Raw genomic sequence first — 21,161 nt, forward strand, 5'->3', positions numbered from 1 at the left:
CGGAAAGAAGTTTGCGCTCACCGGCAGCTATGTTCCGGAAAGCCGGCCCGCGCAGAGGCAGGGGCTGCGGTCGGAATAATCCTCTGAACTGACGGCTGTACTACGGTTCGGGGATGGGTGTTCTGGGGAGGCGTGGGGACGAGCATTACATGCCTGAGTCGGGCATCCTCGTGGTGCGGGATGTACGGGACTGGATGGACCACGAGGAGACGTCCGAGAACGAGGCGCATCCGGTCGGCTCGCTCGGGCGGTCGGGGAACGGATGGCTGTACGTCGGGGCCGGGGACGGCCCGTGCGTCGTACAACTGCAGGCGCACGACGACCAGCCGAGTGACGAGGGCCCGGACGCGTGGGCAGACGTCGTCGAGATGCCGTACCGGAGTCCGACCGGTGTCGTCGCCTTGAGCGACCTGATGGACGGCCCCGGCGAGGAGCACCTGAAGATCGGCGATCCGGGCCTGTACCGCGTCAGGCTGGCACACCGGCCCTTGCCGCCGACTCCCCTGCCGGACGACGAGGAGGACCTTCAGCCCACTGACGTCTGGCACCTGGATTTCTGGCCGGTCGCTGGTGCGGTGGAGCCGCCGCGATGGATTCGCCGGACCCGGCCGCCGGTGTGGGCGGCCGATCCGGGCTGGGGTTCCGTGCTCGGGTACCAGGAGATCGAGGTCGCGAACGTGATCGAGTGGTCCGGGAAGCCCGACGGTCTGAGCGCCGACGAGATCGACGCCTGGGGCGCCGACCATCACCGCGGCGCGAACTGGCTCGACCAGCCGCTCCGCCACGGGACGAGGACCCGGCCGGACTGGCCCAGCGTCGCTGAGATCGCGGGCCAGGTCGGCGTACCCGAGCCGACCACGCGCCGCGAACTCCTGCCGCTCTACCTCGCACTCCGCATGATCAGCTTCGACGGCATGCGCTACCGAGCAGTCGAGCACCCGCCCTCGGCTGAGGACGTCGTTCAGCTCCCGGCGCAGGCTGTCACCTTTCTGAAGGCGTCCCGGGCGGTCAAGCAGTACACCGGCTACGCCGCCGACATCGTGTCGGTCGCTCTCTGGGGCGGCACCGAGCAGACCGTCGCCTCCCTGGCCGAACGGACCTTCGCGTCGGAGGACGAAGTACGAGCGACCCTCGAGTACGCCGAATCACGAGGCCTGCTGCAGATCGACTGGACCGGCGACCAGGTGTCCCTGACAGTCCGGACCCGGCGCCATGCCCGCTGAAACCCCTGAGGACTACCTGCGGCAGGCCGATCCGGTGCTTGCCGCGGTGATTGATGACGTCGTCGAGGCCGTTGGCGTGCCGTTGTCGGAGAGCCGGGAGAGCGGCGTGCCTGATCTGCCGGCCGAGCACTACGGCGTGCTGGTACGGGCGATCGTCGGGCAGAACATCTCGAACGTCGCCGCTCAGGCGATCTTCCGGCGGATCGTCGGGCGGTACGGCGGACGCACCCCGACACCGGAAGAGCTGCTGGCCGACGAATCCGAAGCACTGCGGACCGCGGTGGGACTGTCGCATGCGAAGACCGCCTCGTTGCGGTCGCTCGCGGAACACGTGATCTCGGGTGAGCTCGAGCTGGAGCGGCTGCCGGAGCTGCCCGACGACGAGGTGGTAGCCCAGCTCACCGCGATCAAAGGGATCGGGCGGTGGACGGCGGAGATCTTCCTGATCTTCCACCTGCTCCGGCCGGACGTGCTCGCGGTCGGGGATCTCGAGATCCGGCGGACCGTCGAGGCGGCGTACGAACTGCCGGAGCTGCCCAAGCCGGCCGAGGTCGAGAAGCTCGGCGAGGCGTGGCGGCCGCAGCGCACACTGGCCGGCATGTACCTGTGGCGCTGGCGGGCGGTCCAGCAGCAGAGACGCAACCAGGCATGATGTGACCGTGAGGGACATCGTCGCGCTCGCTCGCGAGTGGCTTGGGTACGAGTCGTTGCGGCCGGGCCAGGAGGAGGCCGTCCGCGCGGTGCTGGACGGGCGGGACACGCTGGCCGTGCTCGCGACCGGGACCGGCAAGACCGCGATCTATCAGCTCGCGGGTCTGGCGCTCGGCGGGGTGACTGTGGTGGTCAGTCCACTGGTGGCGTTGCAGCGCGATCAGTTGCGGGCGTTGGCGAAGCATCCGGCCGGCGTCGAGGTCGCCGAGCTGAATGCGACCGATCGCGCCGGCGGGCGGGCCGCTCGTGAGCTGCTCATGGACGGGCGGCCGGGATTCGTGCTGATGTCGCCGGAGCAGTTGACGCATGCCGACGTACTCGAGCTGCTCGCGAAGTCCCGGCCTCGGCTGCTCGCGGTGCACGAGGCGCATCTGGTGAGCGAGTGGGGCGAGGACTTCCGGCCCGACTACCTCCGGCTGGCGGCCGCGATCAAGGCGATGGGACGGCCGCCGGTGCTCGCGCTGACCGCGACGGCTGCCCCGCCCGTACGCAAGCAGATCGCGCATCGCCTCGAGCTGGACGACCCTGTCGTCGTCGTCGGCGGCTTCGACCGGCCGAACCTCAACCTCGCCGTGTTCGCCTTCGCCGACGACGACACCAAGAACCGCCGCCTGCTCAGCCACGTCAGGTCGTCCAGCGGCCCGGGCATCGTGTACGTCGCCACGCATCGCCACGCCGAGGACCTGACGTCCGACCTCAACACCGCGGGCGTGTCCGCGCAGGCGTATCACGCCGGACTGTCGGCCAAGCAACGCCGCGAGGTCCAGGACACGTTCCTCGCCGGCGACTGCCGCGTGGTCGTGGCGACGATCGCGTTCGGGATGGGGATCGACAAGCCCGACATCCGGTGGGTCAGCCATGCCGAGGCGCCGGCCTCGATCGACGCGTACTACCAGGAGATCGGCCGCGCGGGCCGCGACGGCGAACCGGCCGACATCGAGCTGTTCTTCCGGCACGCCGACCTCGGCCTGAACCGCTTCTTCGCCTCCGGTGGCGTCACCGACGAGGACCTGGTCGCCGTCGCGACCGCGATCGACGAGCACCGGCCCGCGAACATCGCGGAGCTGACCGCGGCGACGCATCTCAGCGCCGCCCGCGTCGAGCGTGCCCTCGGTCGGTTGACCGACGCCCGGGTTGTTGCCATCGGCCACCAGTTCCACCTGGCCAGCCGGGCCGACGTCGACAAGGCCGTCGCGGCCGCGTCGGCGGTCGAGCACGATCGGCGCGAGGTCGCCCGGTCCCGGGTCGAGATGATGTCGACCTACGCGGAGTACGGCGGCTGCCGGCGCGAGTGGCTGCTGAGCTACTTCGGCGAGCACTACGCAGGGCCGTGCGGGAACTGCGACAACGACCTGGCCGGCCGTACGGCGGCGCCGCCCGAGGAGGAGCCGTTCCCGATCGGCAGCCGCGTCAAGCACCGCACGTTCGGCCCCGGTCTGGTCGAGCACTACGACGGTACGACGATGACCGTGTTGTTCGACCGGGTCGGTTACAAGGAGCTCCGGACTGCGTTCATGATCCACAACCAGCTGCTGGAGGCCGAATGATCGACGTACGTCCGGCCGACGTCTTCGAGGACGTCCGCGCGGTCATCGGCCCCAAGTCGCCGACCTCCACCGTCTGCTTCTGTCTCAGCTACCGCATCCCGTCCAAGCTCAACAACACACTCAAGGGCCAGGAACGCGCCGAGTACGTCGCCGCGCTCTGCAAGGCGAAGCCCGCGCCCGGAGTCCTCGCGTACGACGGGAACACGCCGGTCGGTTGGGCCGCGATCGCACCGCGCGCGGCGACGTCCTTCGCCCGCAATCGGAAGATCCCGCACGTCGACGACCTCCCGGTGTGGTCGCTGTGGTGCATCCGCGTCCGTCCGGGGCATCGCGGTCAGGGCATCTCCCACGCCCTGATCGCCGGCGCCGTCGACTTCGCCCGGGCGAACGGAGCCCCGGTCGTCGAGGCCTATCCCCTGGACAACGGCAACAGCAAGGTCGACCTGACGATGGCCTACGCAGGCATCCGCAAGAACTTCGAACAGGCGGGCTTCACCAAGTCCGCGGACACCACCTCAACCCTCGCCGGCCACCCACGCATCCTGATGCGGCTCGTCATCCGCTGAGTTCGAACGACAGCAGCGTGATGCTGTGGGGTGGGAACTCGTAGGTCGGCTCGGGCAGGTCGAGGACGCCGAGGTCGCGGAGTACGACAGCCTCCGGGTTGCTCAGGGTGTTGGCAGCTAGTACGTCGTCGGCGCCGAGCTGCTTCACCGTGGCACGCGGTGGTAGGGCGTCCCGGCGGCCGTCGAGGGTCAGGTCGGCGCGGATCGGCGTGTCCCGGTGCCGGTTGATCACCGCGAGCTGGAGTCCGCGGCCGTCGGTGGTCGCGGACACGTCGAGGTCGGGGACGGTCGCCGGGCGGGTCCGGAAGTCGCCGCGGTGATCGCGCTCATCACCCTGTCGGACTGCGGCGAGGCGACCGGAGGAACGTACGTCGGCGGCGAGCGCCACCGGACCAAGGTGGTTCTGGTACAGATCCCACACGTGGTACGTCGCGGCCCGCACGGCACCGTCGGGACGCGCGACGATGACGCCGTTGGCGTTGAGCAGGTTGACGGTGTTGGCCATCGTGACGGGGACCTCACGACCGGCGGCGCGATGCAGCGCGTGGAAAACGCCGGCGTAGAACAGCGCGTCGGCGAGGGTGCGCGGGCTCCAGCGGTTCACGCGCTGCGCCGGGTACGTCGGCAGGCCGTCGACGTCACGCTCCACGGTGCCGCCGTCGTCCGAAGGCCGCGGGACGGGCCAGCTCGCGGGTTCGACGTGGCGGATGTTCCACTCGTCCAGTGCAAGCCCGATCGGACGCCGCGCGAGTCCCGCGACCAGGTCGGAGTACTCGACGATCTGCTGCTCGAAATACAGCGACTGGGCAACGATCTCGTCGTACTCCGACGCGCCGTCGACCAGCTGGGTGGTCGCGCCGTAGAGGTGGAACGACAGGTAGTCGATCTGGTTGCCGACGGCATCCAGCACCGTCTTGGTCCAGTGTCGATCCGGGTTGCCGACGGCCACGAACTTCAGGCCCGGGTCGACGGCTCGCATGAAACGGGCGTGTTCGGCGGCGTCGGCGGCGTACGCCTCGGCGGTTCGGTGTCCCATCTGCCAGTCGCCGTACACTTCGTTGCCCAGTCGCCAGTACTTCACGCCGTAGGGCTCGTGGCCGCGCTTGCGGGTGTACTCCGTGTCGCCGCCGTAGTTCGTGTACTCGACCCAGCGCACGGCCTCGTCGACATCGCGGCAGCTGTGCGCCAGGTACGGCTCGGTGCCGACCTCGTTGCACCAGGCAAGGAACTCGTCGGTGCCGAAGTGGTTGTCCTCCTCCGAACCCCACGCCAGTTCGAGCCGCCGCGGGCGCGCCGCGCGCGGGCCGATCCCGTCCTCCCAGTGGTACGCCGACGTGAAGTTGCCGCCGGGCCAGCGCACGACCGGGAGCCCGAGCTCCTGGCAGAGCTTGATCCCGTCCGTCCGGAGACCGTTGCGGGCGTCGTCCCCGCCGTACGCCAGCGGCGAGCCCTCGTCGAAGACGCCGCCCTGGATGTTGCCGAAGAAGGCGGACTCCAGGAAATGGCCGTAGATCATCGGGTCGATGGCGTGCCGCCGGTCGCGGCGGACGTTGATCTCGGCGTTCGAGGTCACCGGGTTGCCTCCTGGTCGAGTGCGCTGAGGGCGGTGTCGTAGCTCTTGCCGCCGACCTCGAACATCGACGTCATCCAGTGGTAGAAGTTGTCGCCGCGATCCCGGAGTACGTCGTACAGGCGGGTGGTCAGCTCGCGGCGTACGCCGGCGAGTTCGGCATGTTGGTAGCGGTTGTGGAGCTCGTCCGGATCGGTCGAGAGGTCGTACAGCTCGTTGACGTCGGCCGGGTTGACGACGAGCTTGTAGCGGTCGGTGCGGATCATCCGCTGCGGGTACGGGAAGTGGTGGCCGTGGAACTCCGCGATCACCTCGGTCGGCCAGTCGTCCGGCCGCTCCCCCTTCATCAACGGCAGCAGCGAGCGCCCTTGGTAATGCTCAGGCGGTTCGACATCGGCCAGCTCGAGGAACGTCGGAGTCAGGTCGGTCAGAGTCGCGAAGGAGTCCTCGACCCTGGCCGGTAGACCGGGGACCTTGGCGATCAGCGGGACCCGATAGATGTCGTCGTACATCGCCGGGCCCTTGTCGTGCAGGCGATGTGCGCCGGTGAACTCGCCGTGGTCGGCGGTGAACAGGACGGCGGTGTCGTCGGTGAGGCCGAGTTCGTCGACGACCGCGAGGATGCGGCCGATCTGCTCGTCGATCAGCGTGACATAACCCCAGTACGCCGCGACGAGTTCACGCCAGCGGTCCGGGCCGATGCTGTCGTACGTCCAGTGCGACGAGTAGTGCTGCTGGACGCGCGGCTTGCCGGCGAACGTCTCGGCGACGGACGCGGGCAGCTCGACCTGCGCGGCGTCGTACCGGAAGTAGTAGTCCTCAGGCAGGAGGTACGGCAGGTGCGGGCCGAACCAGTTGCAGGTCAGGTAGAAGGGGCGGCCGTCGGCGGCGAAGCGGCGGAGTTGCTCGATGGTGCGCTCGGCGAGGAAGTACTCGAACGTCGCCTCGACGGGCTGCTCGAGGATGCCGGCGAGAAGGTTGCCTGGCTCGCCGTTGGCGAAGGTGCCGCGGACCGGGTTGCGGATGCCGAACTGCGGGTAGCCGTGCTCGGCGAGGTACCTGAGATAGTCGGGGTGATCGACGGCGTTGCCCCAGCCCGGGTAGTGCTCGCCTTCGTAGCCGAAGTCACGCGGGCCTTTGTCCTTGCCGACGTGCCACTTGCCGACGTGGCCCAGCTGGTAGTCGGTCAGGTAGTGGGAGAAGACGGGGAACGTGTCGTCGAGTTCTTCGCGGTAGCCGACGTTGCGTTCGTAGTTCGCGAGCAGAGTGTGCCGGTACGGGAGTACGCCGGTCTGCAGGGTGGCGCGGGCCGGCGTACAGATGGCAGTCGGAGTGAACCCGTTCGTGAAGCGGGTGCCGGAGGCGGCGAGAGCGTCGAGGTTCGGGGTCTCGCAGATTTGGTTGCCGTAGCACCCTAATGTGTCGACGCGATGCTGGTCGGTCATCAGGAACAGGATGTTCTTCGCCACTCGGCCTCCTCTGGTGGGTTGGTGAGCACGAGAGCGATCCCGCCGCGCGCGGCCGCGTCGTACCCGAGCTCTGCTTGCGTGACCCGCAGGGTGCGGTGGACCTGCGTGTGGGTGTACTCGCGGAGCGCTCGGCGGAGTGGATGGAACAGGTGCTCGCCGGCGTCGGTCAGCTCGCCGCCGACCACGACCACCTCCGGGTTGACCGTGTTGCAGGCCGCGGCCAGGACCTCGCCGGTCCGGGTTGCGACGTCGGTGATCGCATCGGGGACGAGGTTGTCGAAGCCGCCGTACTCGTCCAGCAGGTTCGACAGGTGGAGCTCGAGACACCCGCGGCCGCCACACGGGCACCGCGGTCCGTCGCGGTCGACGCTGATGTGCCCCAGCTCGCCCGCCGCTCCCGTCGCCCCGGCGAACAGGCGGCCACCGAACACAAGCCCACCACCGACGCCGTACGAGAGCCGCAGATAGAGCACGCTCCCCACGCCGGCCCCCGCACCCCACGTCGCCTCGGCGAGCGCAGCCAGCCGGGTGTTGTTGTCGACGAACACCGGTACGCCGAAACGCTCGCCGAGAGCCTGGTGGACGACGGCGCCCCGGTCGGATGGGACTGGACCGACGATGCCTACACCAAGTCCGGCAAGCGACGTCAGCGAGATCTCGCGGCGGGTAGTCAGATCCTCGACCAGGGTGATCGCGAGCTGCACCCGACGTGCCCAGGACGTGCGCTCCGCACAGGCGATCGCGTCCGAGGCGACGATCTCGTGCCCGACGTTCGCGATCGTCACCTGGATCCGCCGATGCCCGAGATCCATCCCCACCGCCAGCCCGCCACCCGGGTTCAGGCTCAGCACCGATACTGGGCGCCCCCGCCCCCGAACTCCGGCAGCCGCAGCCCCGGCGGCGCTCGCCCCCGACCCCGCCTCGGGGCTCGCGCCTTCCACCGCGCGCTCGATGAGCGCCTCCTGCGCGAGCAGGGTTTGCACGATCGAGGACAGGGTCGCGCGAGACAGGTTGGTCTGGTCGGCCAGTTGGGCGCGGGTCAGCGGGCCTCGGGTGCGTAACGCGGTGAGGACGCGCTCCTCGTGCGACTCCCGGAGGAGGCGCAGCGGACCGGACGACGGAGTTCCCACGGGATCCGACTCTGGCCGGTGTGGCGTATTTTTGTCAACAGTCCGAATTTAATAGACTCAACCTCATGCCGCCCAACGTCCTGCTCATCTGCACCGACCAGCAACGGTTCTCGGCACTGGGTGCCTACGGCAACGACGAGATCGAGACGCCCAACCTCGACCGCCTCGCCGCCGACGGCGTGCTGTTCGAGAACTGCTACGTGCAGAGTCCCGTCTGCGCCCCCTCCCGGGCGAGCCTGATGACCAGCCGGTACGTCCATGCCCACGGCCTGTGGGCGAACGGCGTCGGCCTGCCCGACCACGAGCGCCTGTTCAGCAAGGACCTGGCCGACGCCGGATACGACTGCGGCCTGGTCGGCAAGTTCCACCTGAACGCCTGCTTCGGCGGCCGGTCCGAGAAGCGCCTCGACGACGGCTTCAGGGTCTTCCGCTGGGCACACGACCCGTACCCGGGCTCGTCCGAGAACGAGTATCACCGTTGGCTCCACACCCTGCGACCGGACCTGGCGGGAGCGGACGTCGACTACGACACGCTACCGACCGACCTCCATTACAGCCGGTGGATCGGCACCCAGACGATCGACTTCCTCACCCGCTCCCGCGATCGCGACAAGCCCTTCCTGTTCGTCGCGAACTTCTTCGACCCTCACCACGGCTTCGGCGCCCCCGACGACTACGTACGCCGCTACCGCGAGAAGCAGCTCACCCGCCCCATCCCCGACGACCTCGCCGGCAAGCCCCCGATCCAGACCGAGGCGTCGAAGGCGTCGTACGCCGGACACGCGCGCGGCTACACGTCGTACTCACCCGAAGAACTCCAAGAGGTCAAGGCCGCGTACTACGCGATGGTCACGCTCGTGGACGACGAGGTCGGCCGCATCGTCGACGCGCTCGACGCGGAGGGACTCCGCGACGACACTCTCGTCATCTTCACCAGCGACCACGGCGAGATGCTCGGCGACCACAGCCTGATGCTCAAGGGCCCGATGATGTACGAGCAGGCCGTCCGTGTCCCGCTCATCCTCCGCTGGCCGGCCGCGATCGCACCGAGGACGCGCTGCTCCGAGCTGGTCCAATGGATCGATCTCGCGCCGACCATCCTGACCGCCGCGGGACTGCAACCGCGCGGCCAGGGGCAAGATCTGATGCCGTTGGCTACTAATCGGGCGACCGGTCGCGGCTGGGCGTTGAGCGAGTACCGCAACAGCGGCCACCCGTACGATCCGCCGGTCCACCTCACGATGCTTCGCCGGGACCAGTGGAAGCTCGTGGTGCAGCACGCGACCTCCCGCGAGCGCACCGGCGAGCTGTACGACCTGACCGCCGACCCAGACGAGCAGCACAACCTCTGGGACGACCCCCTGCACCGCGATATCCGCACCGATCTGCAGGAGTTCCTGCTCGACGTCCTGGTCGCCACGGAGGACCGCAGCCAGGAACGCGTCGCCGACTGGTAATTCGATGGCAAGTGCGCCGCCGGACCTGTACCGTTCCCGGCGAACGTGACTTCACACGAGGAGGTGAGCACCATGCGCGAGGTATCGAGACGGGTGCTCCCTCTCACCGTCACGGAGCGGCGACCGAAGTAGGTGTCGCCAGGAGCGCCGAAACGCAGGCATTCCTGGAAAGGCACGATCATGACTACTTCCTCTTTGCAGTTCATCAGCACCGCGACCACGAACGGCGTCCTCGAGCGCGAGTTCATCCTCGGCGACGTTCACGGCATGCTCTGGTCACCCACGACCGGCGACGAGGCCCAGTGCGTCCTGCTCGGCCACGGCGGCGGGCGCGACAGCAAGGCCGCCCCGATGGTCGGCCGGGCCCGGCTGCTGACCGCAGCCGGATTCCACGCCGTGTCGATCGACGCGCCCGGTCACGGCCACCGGCCGCCGACGGCGCGGGACGAGCGCGAGACCGTCGCGATGCAGCACGCGATGGAGGTCGGCGAACCGGTCGGCCCGATCGTGGTCCCGTACAACCTCCACCTGGCCGACCGCGCCGTACCCGAGTGGCAGGCAACCCTCGACGCGCTCGAGCAGCTCCCCGGGATCGCCGGCCTGTTCGGGTACTTCGGCCTCAACATGGGCACGGCCATCGGCATACCGCTGACGGCCGTCGATCCGCGGATCGCGGCGGCAGTGTTCGGCATCTTCTGGTACGACGAGACGCTGGCCGAGCACGCTCGCCGGATCAAGGTGCCGGTCGAGTTCGCGCTCCAGTGGGACGACCAGCACATCCCGCGCGAATCCGGGCTGGCGCTGTTCGACGCGTTCGCCTCAGCGGAGAAGAGCCTGCACGCCAACGCGGGCGCTCACAAGGAGGTCCCGCGTTTCGAGGCCGACAGTATGGTGCGGTTCTTCACCCGTCACCTGCGTTAGGCGGTGAAGCGCTGCTCGAACGTGTCGAGGAAGCCCTCGACGAAGCGGTAGGTGTCCGAACTGTAGACGCCGATACTCCGCTCCGCATCGAGGGCCTCCCGCATCGCGTCCAGATACCGCCGCTGCAGGACGGCCATCTGCTCGCGTGTGTCCGGCTTGGTGTCCCGGAGCTGCCGGCTCCCGGACACCAGCCGGGGCAGGATCCGTTCCTTCAGCGCACTGACCGCCTCGGGATCGAGCGGTTCGCCGTCGACGGTCTGCTCCTCCAGCGGGCCGAGCGCGTCGATGGCGGCCGTGCCGATCTGCCGCATCAGGGCCGTCACGGAGTCGCGCTTCTCCTCGGCGCTCTCCGGGCGGAAATGCATCCGCGCGATCACCGCGGGCAGCGAGAGCCCGAAGCCCACCAGCGTGATCAGCGCGACGATGAAGGCGGCGAGGACGACGGTCGCGCGGTGCGGCGTACCTGCCGGAATGGTCTGGGCGGCGGCGACCGTGACGACGCCGCGCATCCCGGCCCAGGCGAGTACCAGCATGCCGCGGGCCGTGATCGGCTCCCGCTCCTCGAAATCCGCATCCGCTTGGCCGCGGGCCAGCCGCTTGCGGGCCCACGCGAGGCGGTTCTCCTCCCGCTCCCCCGACGGCTCCATCGCGTCGAGGTGTTCCTCGAACTGGCTCAGCTTGGCCCGGGTCTGCTCGGTGCGCGCGCTCGAGCCGAAGCGGAACTGCAAGGCCGGCCACGTCAGCCCGAGGAATCGCAGCACCACCAGCAGAGTGACCACCAGCAGCACCAGCCCAGTGATCTCACCGACTGTCGTCTCGGCGCGGGCGTCGTTGACGAGCTCCGGCAGTTGGTAGCCCATCGCGAGGAAGACGCCGCTCTCCAGAATGAAGCTGATCGTCGTCCAGGTGGTCGCCTGCGTCTGCCGGTCGCGGGCGCTGAACCGCCGGCTCCCCACTGCGCCCGTCAGCAGGCCGGCCACCACCACAGCGAGGACACCGGAAGCGTTCACCTCCTCGGCCGGGAAGTACGCGAGGAACGGTACGGCGAACGAGATCGTGGTGTTCAGCACCGGATCGTCCAGCCGCTGGCGCAGCAGTGCCGTGAGTACGCCGACGACCAGCCCGATCAGGACCGCGCCGACGACCGCCCAGGCGAAGTCGAGGACCGTGCGACCGAGGTTGAAGTGCGTCGTCACGGCGAGCGCGGCGACCGCCGTACGCAGAACCACGAGCGCCGACGCGTCGTTGACGAGACTCTCGCCTTCGAGCACGGTCATCAGCCGTGGCGGCAGCCCGACCCGGTGGCCGATCGCGGTCGCCGCGACCGCGTCGGTCGGGCTCACCACGGCGCCGAGCGCGGTCGCCAGCGCGAACGAGATGCTCGGGAACAACGCGTGCACCAGCGCCCCGATCGCCAGCGCGGAGACGATCACCATCACGACCGACAACCACGAGATCAGCGCGACGTTCCGCCGTACGTCGAGCACCGGCAGCTGGACCGCCGACGCGTACAGCAGCGGCGGAAGCACGCCCGCGAGGATGATCTCGGGCTCGATGTGGATCGCCGGCGTACTCGGCAGGTAGCTCGCGCCGATCCCCAGCGCGACCAGCAGCAGCGGCGCCGCCACCCCTGTCCGCCGGGCGAACACCGAGGCCGCGATCATGATCGCGAGTCCCGCACCGGCGATCAGTACGAACTGATGGTCCACACGAAGGCACTCTAGAGGCAGTCACGGGCGTGCCAGGGTAATGACCAGGGATTCTCACTGGTGTCACGGTGGTCCCGGGACGGCAGATTAGGCGTCAGCAGATCGAAGAACATCTCTGGAGGAAGACATGAGCAGCACCGACCTGAAGCTCGAGGCCGTCGTCATCCCGGTTGCGGACACCGACCGGTCGAAGGAGTTCTACACCGGGCTCGGCTGGCGGCTCGACGCCGACTTCGCGTTCGACAACGGGTTCCGCGTCGTCCAGTTCACGCCGCCGGGCTCGCCGGCGTCGGTCCAGTTCGGCACGAACATCACCTCCGCCGCCCCCGGTACGGCGCAAGGCCTCTACCTGGTCGTCAGCGACGTCGACGCGGCCCGGTCCGAGCTGCTCGCGCACGGTGCCAAGGTCAGCGACGTCTTCCACCCCGCTGCGCCCGGGGCGCAGTTCGAGGTCACCGACGGCGACGGACGGGTCGACGGGCGGGCAGACGAGGGCGCGAGCTACAGCTCGTTCGCGACGTTCAGCGACCCCGACGGCAACACCTGGCTGCTGCAGGAGGTCACGACTCGGCTGCCCGGGCGGGTCGAGGAGACGACGTACATGACGGTCCAGGACCTCGAGGAGGCCCTGAAGCGCGCGGCCGCCGCGCACGGCGAGCACGAGGCGCGCACCGGTGAGGCGGACGCGAACTGGCCGGCCTGGTACGCCGCCTACATGTTCGCCGAGGGCACCGGCACCGAGCTTCCGCAGTAACCACGAGAAGTGTCCATGGCGGTCCTTAGCCTGCCCGTATGAACCGGATCGATCGGCTGTACGCCCTCGCCGAGGAACTACGGGCAGCTGGACCGCGAGGACGTACGGCGCGGCAGCTGGCGGCCCGCTTCGAGGTCAGTGTCCGGACGATCGAGCGCGACCTGAGTGCGCTCGGTCAGGCCGGGGTGCCGCTGGCAACGAAGCAGGGTCGCACGGGCGGGTACAGCGTGGATCGGGCGATGAGCCTCCCGCCGCTCAACTTCACGGCCCGTGAGGCGATGGCCGTCGCCGTCGCCCTCAGCGGAAGCGACAGCGTTCTCTTCGCCCGGGACTCCCGGACCGCGCTGCAGAAGATCGTCGCCGCGATGCCGAAGCAGGCCCTCGAGGAGGCGCGCGCCGCGGCCGCGAAGGTCCGGCTGCTGGTCCGGCCGACACCTGATCCGGACGGCGACGTCGCCGAGCAGATCTGGCGTGCCGTCCGCGACAACCAGGTGCTGCGGATCTTCTACACCGACGGCGACGGTGCGGAGACCGTCCGCGAGGTCGAGCCACAGCACTGGGTCGTCGGCCCGAACGGCTCGTACCTCACCGCCTGGTGCCACCTGCGCCAGGAGGAGCGGGTCTTCCGGATGGATCGCATCACGAAGGCCGAGCGCACGCCGACACCGCCGCACCGGCCGCAGGCGACCGGTGACCTGCACGTCGACGGCTTCGAGACCAAACTGCCGGCCGTCGCACTGCGTCCCGAAGATCTTTTTCCAACTCCGACATAGGGCTGTCGCGAACCGCTGAAACCGTGGGGTCTACCGAAGCAAGTTCTACTAAGGAGACAGATCCCATGACGAATCCCGCGGCCGGCACGCTGGCCTGGTTCGAGGTCGCGAGCGACGACCCGGACGGTGCGCAGAAGTTCTACGGCAGCCTGTTCGACTGGACGTTCGAGTCGTCCGGCAGCCTGACCTCGGGCGGCCTGGACTACCGCAACATCACCGCTGCCGGCGGGCAGCAGCCGATGGGCGGCATCTTCGGCACCGGCGGCCAACTGCCCAACCACGCCGTGTTCTACATCCTCGTCACCGACCTCGAGGCCACCTGCGCGCAGGCGGAAGAGCTCGGCGGCACGCTGATCAGCAAGAACACCGATCCCGCCCCCGGCACCCCCGCCTTCGCCTACCTCCGCGACCCGTCCGGCAACCAGTTCGGCATCTTCACCCCGCCGGCGGCGTAGCCGAGGTTGGGGAGGATCTTGCCCCCGAATCGGGCCAAGATCCTCCCCAACCTGCTCGTCGCGGGGGGAGTTACACAGCTAGGCGGCCGCCGTCGACGGGGAGGGTGGCGCCGTGGATCAGCGATGCCTCGTCGGAAGCGAGGAAGACGATGCCGGCGGCAACCTCTTCCGGGCGGCCGACGCGCTGCAGCGGGGTCGTCCCGGCCAGGCCGTCGAGGTTCTCACCCATCACCGCGGTGCCCTCCGTGCGGGTCGGCCCAGGGCTGACGGCGTTCACCCGGACACCGGCCGCGCCGAACTCGGCCGCCCAGGCTCGGGTCAGCAGCTCCACGGCCGCCTTGCTCGAGCCGTACGCCGCCATCCCGGCCATGCCGAAGTACGCGACCATCGTGGTGACGTTCACGATCGCGCCGGATCCCCGCGCCGCCATCAGCGGGGCGAGCTCGGCGACCAGGTAGAACGGCGCGCGCACGTTCACGGCGTACACCGCGTCGAAGTCGCTGTCGGCCACCTCGGCCGTCGGCCCGAACGGGAAGATCCCGGCGTTGTTGACCAGTACGTCGACGTGCCCGCCGCCGAGCTCGATCGCCTGCTTCGCCAGCGACCGCACGTCCTCGAGCCGGGCCAGATCGGCCTGGACGAAGTCCGCCGTACCGCCGTCGGCCCGGATCTCCTCGACCGCCTTCGTACCGCGCGCGACGTCCCGCCCGCTGATCACGACGTGCGCGCCACGCCGGGCGAGCTGATCGGCCACAGCCCTGCCGATCCCGCTGTTGCCGCCGGTCACGAGCGCGGTCCGGCCGGCGAAGTCCTGCGTCATATCCGTTCCCCATCTGTTTGTTGGAGTGATTGCTCCAATAGTTCGCCGGACAAATTGGAGTATCAACTCCAAAATCGCTACGGTGGAGGCGTGACGACACAACGGCTGACGCGAAAGGGCCAGGCGACCCGGGACCGGATCGTCGGGGCCGCGGCCCGGCTGATGATCGAGCAGGGCGTCGCCCGGACCACGATCGAGGACATCCAGGCCGCCGCCGGCGTCAGCCCGTCGCAGCTCTACCACTACTTCCCCGGCAAGGACGCGCTCGTGTCGGCGGTCATCGACCAGCAGACCGCGCAGGTGCTCCAGATCCAGCACACCGGCCTGGGCAGCCTCGACACCATCGACTCGCTGACGAACTGGCGCGATCTGATGGTCGGCATCCTGACCGACGTGCAGTGCTCCGGCGGCTGCCCGCTCGGTTCGCTGGCCAGCGACCTGTCCGAGAGCGACCCGGTCGCCCGGATCCAGTTGGCCGGCGCCTTCGAGCAGTGGGAGGGGCTGATCCGCGACGGTCTCGTCCAGATGCAGGAGCGTGGCGAACTCGCCGCGGACGCGGATCCGGCCGGGCTCGCCGTCGCGATGCTGGCCGCCGTGCAGGGCGGCCTGCTGCTCAGCCAGGTCCGCCGCGATCCCGCGCCGCTGCGGATCGCCGTCGATACGATGATCGACCACCTGCACGCCTTGACCCGTTAGTAGGGTTCAGCCATGGGCAGCAGTGTGTACGTCGCATCGGTCGAGGGCACGACCGGGAAGTCGACGGTGGCTCTCGGAGTGCTCCATCAGCTGTCGCGTCGGGTCGGGCGGGTGGCGGTGTTCCGGCCGATCGTCCGCGCGGACACCGCGACCCACGGCGGTCGCGACTACGTGCTCGACCTGCTGATCTCACAGGACGCGGTCACGCACTCGTACGACGACGGCGTCGGGGTCACGTACGACGAAGTACACAACGACCCGGACGCCGCCCTGGACACGATCGTGCAGCGGTACCACGCGGTCGCCGAGCACGCTGACGCAGTCGTTGTCGTCGGCAGCGACTACACCGACGTCGGCACCCCGACCGAGTTCTCGTTCAACGCCAAGATCGCCGCCAACCTCGGCGCCCCGGTGCTGCTGGTGCTGAACGGCTTCACCCGGACGCCGCACGACGTACGCACGATCGCCGACCTGGCCGCGGCCGAGCTCGCCGCGAATCACGGCTCGCTGTTCGCGGTGATCGTCAACCGCGCCAGCGAGGGCGGACCGCTCGTCGCCGCGCTGGATGGCGTCGGCGCGCCGGCGTTCGCGATCCCGGAGGAGCCGCTGCTCGGTCAGCCGCTGGTCGCGGACCTGATGGCCCCGATCGGCGGCCGGCTGGTGAGCGGTGACCCGCAGTTGCTGAACCGCGAGGTCACCGGTCTGATGATCGCCGGCATGACCATGCCGAACGTGCTCGACCGGTTGTTCGAAGGCGCCGCCGTCGTCACCGCCGGCGACCGGCCGGAGGTCGTCCTCGGCGTCCTGATGGCCCACGCCTCCCGTAACTTCCCGCAGATCTCCACCGTCATCCTCAACGGCGGGTTCGAGCTGCCGCCGCAGGTGCAACGGCTGATCGAGGGGCTCGGCGTCACGCTGCCGATCATCGAGACCGACCTCGGTACGCAGGCCGTCTCGACCCAGCTCGCCGCGGTCCGCGGCCGCTTGACCAAGGACGCGCCCCGCAAGATCGACACCGCGCTCGCCCTCTTCGACCAGTACGTCGACGGCCAGGCACTGCTCGACCAGCTCGCGCTCGCGCGGAGCAGTGCGGTGACGCCGCTGATGTTCGAGCACCAATTGGTCGATCGCGCGGTCTCCGACCGTCGGCACATCGTGCTGCCGGAGGGTGAGGAGGAGCGGATCCTGCGCGCCGCCGACGTACTGCTGCGACGCGGCGTCGCCGACCTCACGCTGCTCGGCGATCCGACCACGATCAGCGCGAAGGCCGCGTCGCTCGGCGTGGACGTGTCCGCGGCGACCGTCGTACATCCCGAGCACAGTGAGCTGACCGAGCGGTTCGCGGCGGAGTACCACCGGCTGCGGCAGCACCGTGGCGTCGACCTCGACCGGGCGCGCGAGCTGGTCCGGGACGTGTCGTACTTCGGCACGATGATGGTCCAGCTGGGTCTCGCGGACGGGATGGTCTCGGGCGCCGTCCACACCACCGCGCACACGATCCGGCCGGCGCTCGAGGTAGTGAAGACCGTGCCGGACACGTCGGTCGTCTCGTCGGTGTTCTTCATGTGCCTGCAGGACCGCGTCCTCGTGTACGGCGACTGCGCGGTCAACCCGGATCCGAACGCCGAGCAGCTCGCGGACATCGCGATCTCGTCCGCCGAGACCGCGGTGGCGTTCGGGGTCGAGGCCCGGGTGGCGATGCTGTCGTACTCGACCGGCAGCTCCGGCACCGGGACCGACGTCGAAAAGGTGTCGAAGGCAACGAACATCGTGCGCGAACGGATACCGCAACTGCCGGTCGAGGGACCGATCCAGTACGACGCCGCGATCGACAGTGCCGTGGCCCGCACCAAGCTTCCGGACTCCCCCGTCGCCGGCCGCGCGACGGTCTTCATCTTCCCGGACCTCAACACCGGCAACAACACCTACAAGGCGGTGCAGCGCTCGGCCAACGCGGTCGCGGTCGGCCCGGTCCTGCAGGGTCTCCGCAAACCGGTGAACGACCTGTCCCGAGGGGCGACGGTGAGGGACATCATCAACACGGTCGCGATCACCGCGATCCAGGCTCAGCAGGGTGGTGTGCGGTGAGCGACCACGTGCTGGTGATCAACGCGGGATCGTCCTCGCTCAAGTACAGCCTGGTCGACTCAGAGTCGGGCGAGGCGGCCGCGACCGGGCTCGTCGAGCAGATCGGCGAGGAACGCAGCCACCACGTGCACCACGGGCCTGACGGCGAGTTCAACGACGACAAGCCGATCGCGAACCACGAGGCCGCGCTCGAGGCCGCCGTACGGGCGTTCGAGACGCAGGGACCGGCGCTGGCCGACGTGGACATCGTGGCGGTCGGGCATCGGGTGGTGCACGGCGGCGATCGGTTCGCGGCGCCGGCGTTGGTCGACGACGAGCTGATCGCGGCGGTGACGGACCTGGTGCCGCTCGCGCCGCTGCACAATCCGGCCAACCTCGAGGGCATCGAGGTCGCGCGGCGGCTGCTGCCGGATCTGCCACATGTCGCCGTGTTCGACACCGCGTTCCACCAGACGCTGCCGCCGTACGCCTTCACCTACGCGGTGCCTTACGAGTGGCAGGCCGACTACGGGATCCGGCGGTACGGGTTCCACGGCACGTCGCACTCGTTCGTCTCGGCCGAGGCCGCGCGGCTGCTCGGTCGCTCGCCGGACGAGGTCAACGTGATCGTGCTGCACCTGGGCAACGGTTGCTCGGCCGCGGCGATCCGCGGCGGGCAGTCGGTGGACACGTCCATGGGACTCACTCCGCTGGAGGGTCTCGTGATGGGCACCCGGTCGGGCGACGTCGATCCGGCGATCCACGGACTCCTCGCCCGGGTAGCGGGACGATCCGCCGAGGAGACCGACCGCACCCTCAACTCGGAGTCCGGGCTCAAGGGGCTCGCCGGTGCGAACGACTTCCGCGAGATCTCCCGACGACGGGCGGCCGGCGACGAGCGGGCTCAACTGGCGTTCGACATCTACTGCCAGCGGATCAAGAAGTACATCGGCGCGTACTACGCCGTCCTGGGCACCGTCGACGCGATCGTCTTCACCGCCGGCGTCGGCCAGCACTCCGCCGAGGTCCGCGCCGCCGCCCTCGACGGCCTCGGCGCCTTCGGCATCCACCTCGACGCCAACCGCAACGCCAAGGCCGAAACCTTCGCCTCCACCGACGACAGCCCCGTCGCCGTCCTGGTCATCCCCACCAACGAGGAATGGCAGATCGCCCGCGAGGCAATCGCAGTCCTGCACCGCGGCTAGTTGCCTGCAACATCAGTGGCCGCAGGCTGGTGCCAGCGTTAGGGCTGCTTCGGCGAGTTCGGCCAGGCGGTGGGCGCGGGCGGACTCGGCCGGGGTGAATGGTTCGCCGGGGCGGTGGAAGGCGAACAGGCCGGTCCACGGCGACGGCACCTTGAGGATGTCGCCCGCGAGTTGTCCCGACAAGGTTGCGCGGTCCGTGACCAGCTGAGCGCCGAGCAACTCGGCGACCGCGTGCGGCAGTTCGGCCGGGTCCGCGACGACGCGTGCCGAGAGACTCAGCGCCTGGGTCTGTCCGTCGACCAGTGCTAGCGCGGTCGTCGGCCACACATGCGTACTGCGGCCGCCACCCGCCTCGACGGCCGCTTCCAGATCCGGCGCGGTGACCCCATCCGGCGTCGACACGACCAGCTCGTCGCGTACGCCGTCGTCGACCGGGTGAACGTGCAGGCCGAGGATGTTCGCGTCCAGCTCGGCGAGACGGTGGGTGAGGTTCTCCAAGGAGCCGGCCCGATCGTCAAGCGTCACCCGGATCCGCCACAATGTGCCGGCCTCCTGCCGAGGCCGAGCCTTCGGAGCATGCAGCCAAGGCCGGAGCAGCCGCATCGCGGACGGCTCGACCACCCAGATCACCAGCGCCGTCGTCACCGTCGCGAGCACGGCAACCGACACCAGGTACGGCGGATGCGCGGCAAGCACCACCGCATGCAGCGCGAGCTCGACCGGCGCAACCGCCACGAGCTTCGCGAACGTCAATCGCAGCCGCCGGGGATGAGGCAGCCGGCCACACACGTCACAGGCTGTCCCGCCCGTGAGCGTCGTACGCAATGAGTCCATGACACCCAGCGTGACCGCTCGACATTGCCTCGCTGTTGCCCCGGTATGACGTTTGCTCAGGCTCGGTCGGCGGTCAGTTCCTCGGCGATGCGGTTGCCGATGACGAGGCAGGCCGTGGCGGCGGGCGAGGGGGCGTTGAGGACGTGCAGGGCGCGGCCGTCGCGCAGGAACAGGAAGTCGTCGACGAGTTTGCCGTCGCGGGTCACGGCCTGGGCGCGGACGCCGGCGCCGGAGCGACGTACGTCCTTCACCTCGAGTTCGGGGAGCATGCGGCGGGCCTCGCGGACGAGGGCGCGGCCGGTCAGCGAGCGCACGATCTCCTTCGCGCCGGTCCGTGCGTACCGGCGCGCGAGGCGCCAGGTCCCGCGGTACGCCGCGGCTTCCCAGACGTCCTTCGGGGCGATCTTCGACCACTTGTAGCCCTCGCGGGACAGCGCGGGTACGGCGTTCGGGCCGACGTGGACGCCGCCGTCGATGCCGCGGGTCAGGTGGACGCCGAGGAACGGCAGGTCGGGGTCGGGCACCGGGTAGACCAGGCCCTTCACCAGGAAGTCGCGCTGGGGAACGATCTCGCTGAACTCGCCGCGGAACGGCAGGATGCGCACGCCCGGCTCGAGGCCGGAGGCGCGCGCGAGGCGGTCGCTGTGCAGACCGGCGCAGACGGCGACCCGATCGGCCTCGATCACCTCGTCGGTCGTCCGCACCCGGGCGACGGAACCGGCGTTCTCGACCGAGGTCACGGAGATCCCGGTGCGGATCTCACCGCCGGCGGCCTTGATGTCCTCGGCCAGGGCCGCGGCGACCAGCTTGAAGTCCACGCGGCCGGTGGAGTCGACGGCCAGTGCGCCCTTGACGCGCAGGTGCGGCTCCCGCTCGGCGACCTCGTCGAGGGTGAGTCGCCGGACCGGTACGCCGTTCTCCTGGCCGATCCCGAACAGGCGATCGAGCTGCGGCAGCTCGGCCTCGGTCGTCGCCACGACAAGCTTCCCGGGTACGTCGAGCGGGATGCCCTTCTCCTCGCAGTACTCCTTCAACGCCGCCCCGCCGGCCACGGCGAACCGCGCCTTGAGCGAGCCGGGCCGGTAGTACAGCCCGGAGTGGACGACACCCGAGTTGTTCCCGGTCTGATGCGCGGCGACGGACGGCTCCTTCTCCAGCACGACAACCGGCGTACCGGGGTCACGCTGCTGCAGAGCACGCGCCACCGCCAGCCCGACAATGCCGCCACCAACCACCACCGCTGTTCTCGTCACG

Annotated in this window: 19 protein-coding genes; 12 read left to right on the top strand and 7 right to left on the bottom strand. The window is 69.5% G+C overall.

The features are described 5' to 3' along the window. Nucleotides 1–113 precede the first annotated feature (113 nt). The 4 genes from ABT313_RS22340 to ABT313_RS22355 are packed head-to-tail and all read left to right on the top strand — an operon-like array spanning nt 114 to nt 4,047. Nucleotides 114–1,223: a DUF6042 family protein gene (locus tag ABT313_RS22340; RefSeq protein WP_350856884.1), complete on the top strand. Its 1,110-nt coding sequence runs from the start codon at nt 114–116 to the stop codon at nt 1,221–1,223. Continuing rightward, nucleotides 1,213–1,875, top strand: coding sequence for a DNA-3-methyladenine glycosylase family protein (locus tag ABT313_RS22345; RefSeq protein ID WP_350856886.1), 663 nt, complete (start codon nt 1,213–1,215; stop codon nt 1,873–1,875). The genes ABT313_RS22340 and ABT313_RS22345 overlap by 11 nt, the downstream gene beginning before the upstream one ends. Nucleotides 1,876–1,882: 7 nt before the next feature. Further along, the gene (locus ABT313_RS22350; protein WP_350856889.1) at nt 1,883–3,481 is read left to right on the top strand and encodes a RecQ family ATP-dependent DNA helicase; all 1,599 of its coding nucleotides are present in this window, start codon (nt 1,883–1,885) and stop codon (nt 3,479–3,481) included. After that, a complete protein-coding gene (locus ABT313_RS22355) occupies nt 3,478–4,047 on the top strand; it encodes a GNAT family N-acetyltransferase (protein ID WP_350856892.1) in 570 nt (189 codons plus the stop codon). The genes ABT313_RS22350 and ABT313_RS22355 overlap by 4 nt, the downstream gene beginning before the upstream one ends. Here ABT313_RS22355 and ABT313_RS22360 read toward each other — a convergent pair. Genes ABT313_RS22360 through ABT313_RS22370 form a run of 3 tightly spaced genes read right to left on the bottom strand, consistent with a single transcriptional unit; the run spans nt 4,037 to nt 8,216 of the window. Next, complete coding sequence (locus ABT313_RS22360; RefSeq protein ID WP_350856895.1) at nt 4,037–5,620, bottom strand: alpha-L-arabinofuranosidase family protein; 1,584 nt, start codon at nt 5,618–5,620, stop codon at nt 4,037–4,039. The two genes, ABT313_RS22355 and ABT313_RS22360, sit on opposite strands and share 11 nt — an antisense overlap. After that, nucleotides 5,617–7,086: a sulfatase family protein gene (locus ABT313_RS22365; protein ID WP_350856898.1), complete on the bottom strand. Its 1,470-nt coding sequence runs from the start codon at nt 7,084–7,086 to the stop codon at nt 5,617–5,619. Before ABT313_RS22365 ends, ABT313_RS22360 begins: the two co-directional genes overlap by 4 nt. Continuing rightward, entirely contained in the window at nt 7,062–8,216 is a 1,155-nt protein-coding gene (locus tag ABT313_RS22370) for an ROK family transcriptional regulator (protein WP_350856901.1), read from the bottom strand. Before ABT313_RS22370 ends, ABT313_RS22365 begins: the two co-directional genes overlap by 25 nt. Before the next feature lie 65 nt (nt 8,217–8,281). Between ABT313_RS22370 and ABT313_RS22375 the strand changes: the two genes are divergently transcribed. After that, the gene (locus tag ABT313_RS22375; protein WP_350856904.1) at nt 8,282–9,673 is read left to right on the top strand and encodes a sulfatase family protein; all 1,392 of its coding nucleotides are present in this window, start codon (nt 8,282–8,284) and stop codon (nt 9,671–9,673) included. Nucleotides 9,674–9,853: 180 nt separating this feature from the next. Continuing rightward, the gene (locus tag ABT313_RS22380) at nt 9,854–10,594 is read left to right on the top strand and encodes a dienelactone hydrolase family protein (protein ID WP_350856906.1); all 741 of its coding nucleotides are present in this window, start codon (nt 9,854–9,856) and stop codon (nt 10,592–10,594) included. Here the strand turns inward: ABT313_RS22380 and ABT313_RS22385 are convergent. Beyond that, nucleotides 10,591–12,303: a cation:proton antiporter gene (locus ABT313_RS22385; protein ID WP_350856909.1), complete on the bottom strand. Its 1,713-nt coding sequence runs from the start codon at nt 12,301–12,303 to the stop codon at nt 10,591–10,593. The genes ABT313_RS22380 and ABT313_RS22385 overlap by 4 nt on opposite strands. 127 nt (nt 12,304–12,430) lie before the next feature. Between ABT313_RS22385 and ABT313_RS22390 the strand changes: the two genes are divergently transcribed. The 3 genes from ABT313_RS22390 (at nt 12,431) to ABT313_RS22400 (ending at nt 14,285) form a co-directional block, all read left to right on the top strand. After that, nucleotides 12,431–13,057 carry a VOC family protein gene (locus ABT313_RS22390; RefSeq protein WP_350856912.1) on the top strand — a complete coding sequence of 209 codons (627 nt, stop codon included), beginning with the start codon at nt 12,431–12,433 and terminating at the stop codon, nt 13,055–13,057. Nucleotides 13,058–13,095: 38 nt separating this feature from the next. Continuing rightward, nucleotides 13,096–13,830, top strand: coding sequence for a helix-turn-helix transcriptional regulator (locus tag ABT313_RS22395; protein WP_350856915.1), 735 nt, complete (start codon nt 13,096–13,098; stop codon nt 13,828–13,830). Nucleotides 13,831–13,895: 65 nt separating this feature from the next. Further along, nucleotides 13,896–14,285, top strand: coding sequence for a VOC family protein (locus tag ABT313_RS22400; protein WP_350856918.1), 390 nt, complete (start codon nt 13,896–13,898; stop codon nt 14,283–14,285). A 70-nt stretch (nt 14,286–14,355) separates the two neighbouring features. Here ABT313_RS22400 and ABT313_RS22405 read toward each other — a convergent pair whose 3' ends face one another. Further along, nucleotides 14,356–15,105 carry an SDR family NAD(P)-dependent oxidoreductase gene (locus tag ABT313_RS22405; protein WP_350856920.1) on the bottom strand — a complete coding sequence of 250 codons (750 nt, stop codon included), beginning with the start codon at nt 15,103–15,105 and terminating at the stop codon, nt 14,356–14,358. Nucleotides 15,106–15,195: 90 nt separating this feature from the next. Between ABT313_RS22405 and ABT313_RS22410 the strand changes: the two genes are divergently transcribed. Genes ABT313_RS22410 through ABT313_RS22420 form a run of 3 tightly spaced genes read left to right on the top strand, consistent with a single transcriptional unit; the run spans nt 15,196 to nt 19,073 of the window. Beyond that, on the top strand, nt 15,196–15,801 hold the full coding sequence (locus tag ABT313_RS22410; RefSeq protein WP_350856923.1) for a TetR/AcrR family transcriptional regulator: 606 nt from the start codon (nt 15,196–15,198) through the stop codon (nt 15,799–15,801). A 12-nt stretch (nt 15,802–15,813) separates the two neighbouring features. Continuing rightward, complete coding sequence (pta, locus tag ABT313_RS22415) at nt 15,814–17,889, top strand: phosphate acetyltransferase (protein ID WP_350856926.1); 2,076 nt, start codon at nt 15,814–15,816, stop codon at nt 17,887–17,889. Next, nucleotides 17,886–19,073 (top strand): acetate kinase, encoded by a 1,188-nt coding sequence (locus ABT313_RS22420; RefSeq protein WP_350856929.1) that lies wholly within the window; start codon nt 17,886–17,888, stop codon nt 19,071–19,073. The genes pta and ABT313_RS22420 overlap by 4 nt, the downstream gene beginning before the upstream one ends. 12 nt (nt 19,074–19,085) lie before the next feature. On the opposite strand, the gene ABT313_RS22425 is transcribed toward ABT313_RS22420, so the two are convergent. After that, on the bottom strand, nt 19,086–19,907 hold the full coding sequence (locus tag ABT313_RS22425) for an amino acid-binding protein (RefSeq protein ID WP_350856932.1): 822 nt from the start codon (nt 19,905–19,907) through the stop codon (nt 19,086–19,088). A 56-nt stretch (nt 19,908–19,963) separates the two neighbouring features. Continuing rightward, on the bottom strand, nt 19,964–21,160 hold the full coding sequence (lhgD, locus tag ABT313_RS22430; protein ID WP_350856935.1) for an L-2-hydroxyglutarate dehydrogenase: 1,197 nt from the start codon (nt 21,158–21,160) through the stop codon (nt 19,964–19,966). Between the last annotated feature and the right edge of the window lies 1 nt (nt 21,161).

It is taken from the genome of Kribbella sp. NPDC000426 (assembly GCF_040300265.1).
Taxonomy (GTDB): domain Bacteria; phylum Actinomycetota; class Actinomycetes; order Propionibacteriales; family Kribbellaceae; genus Kribbella.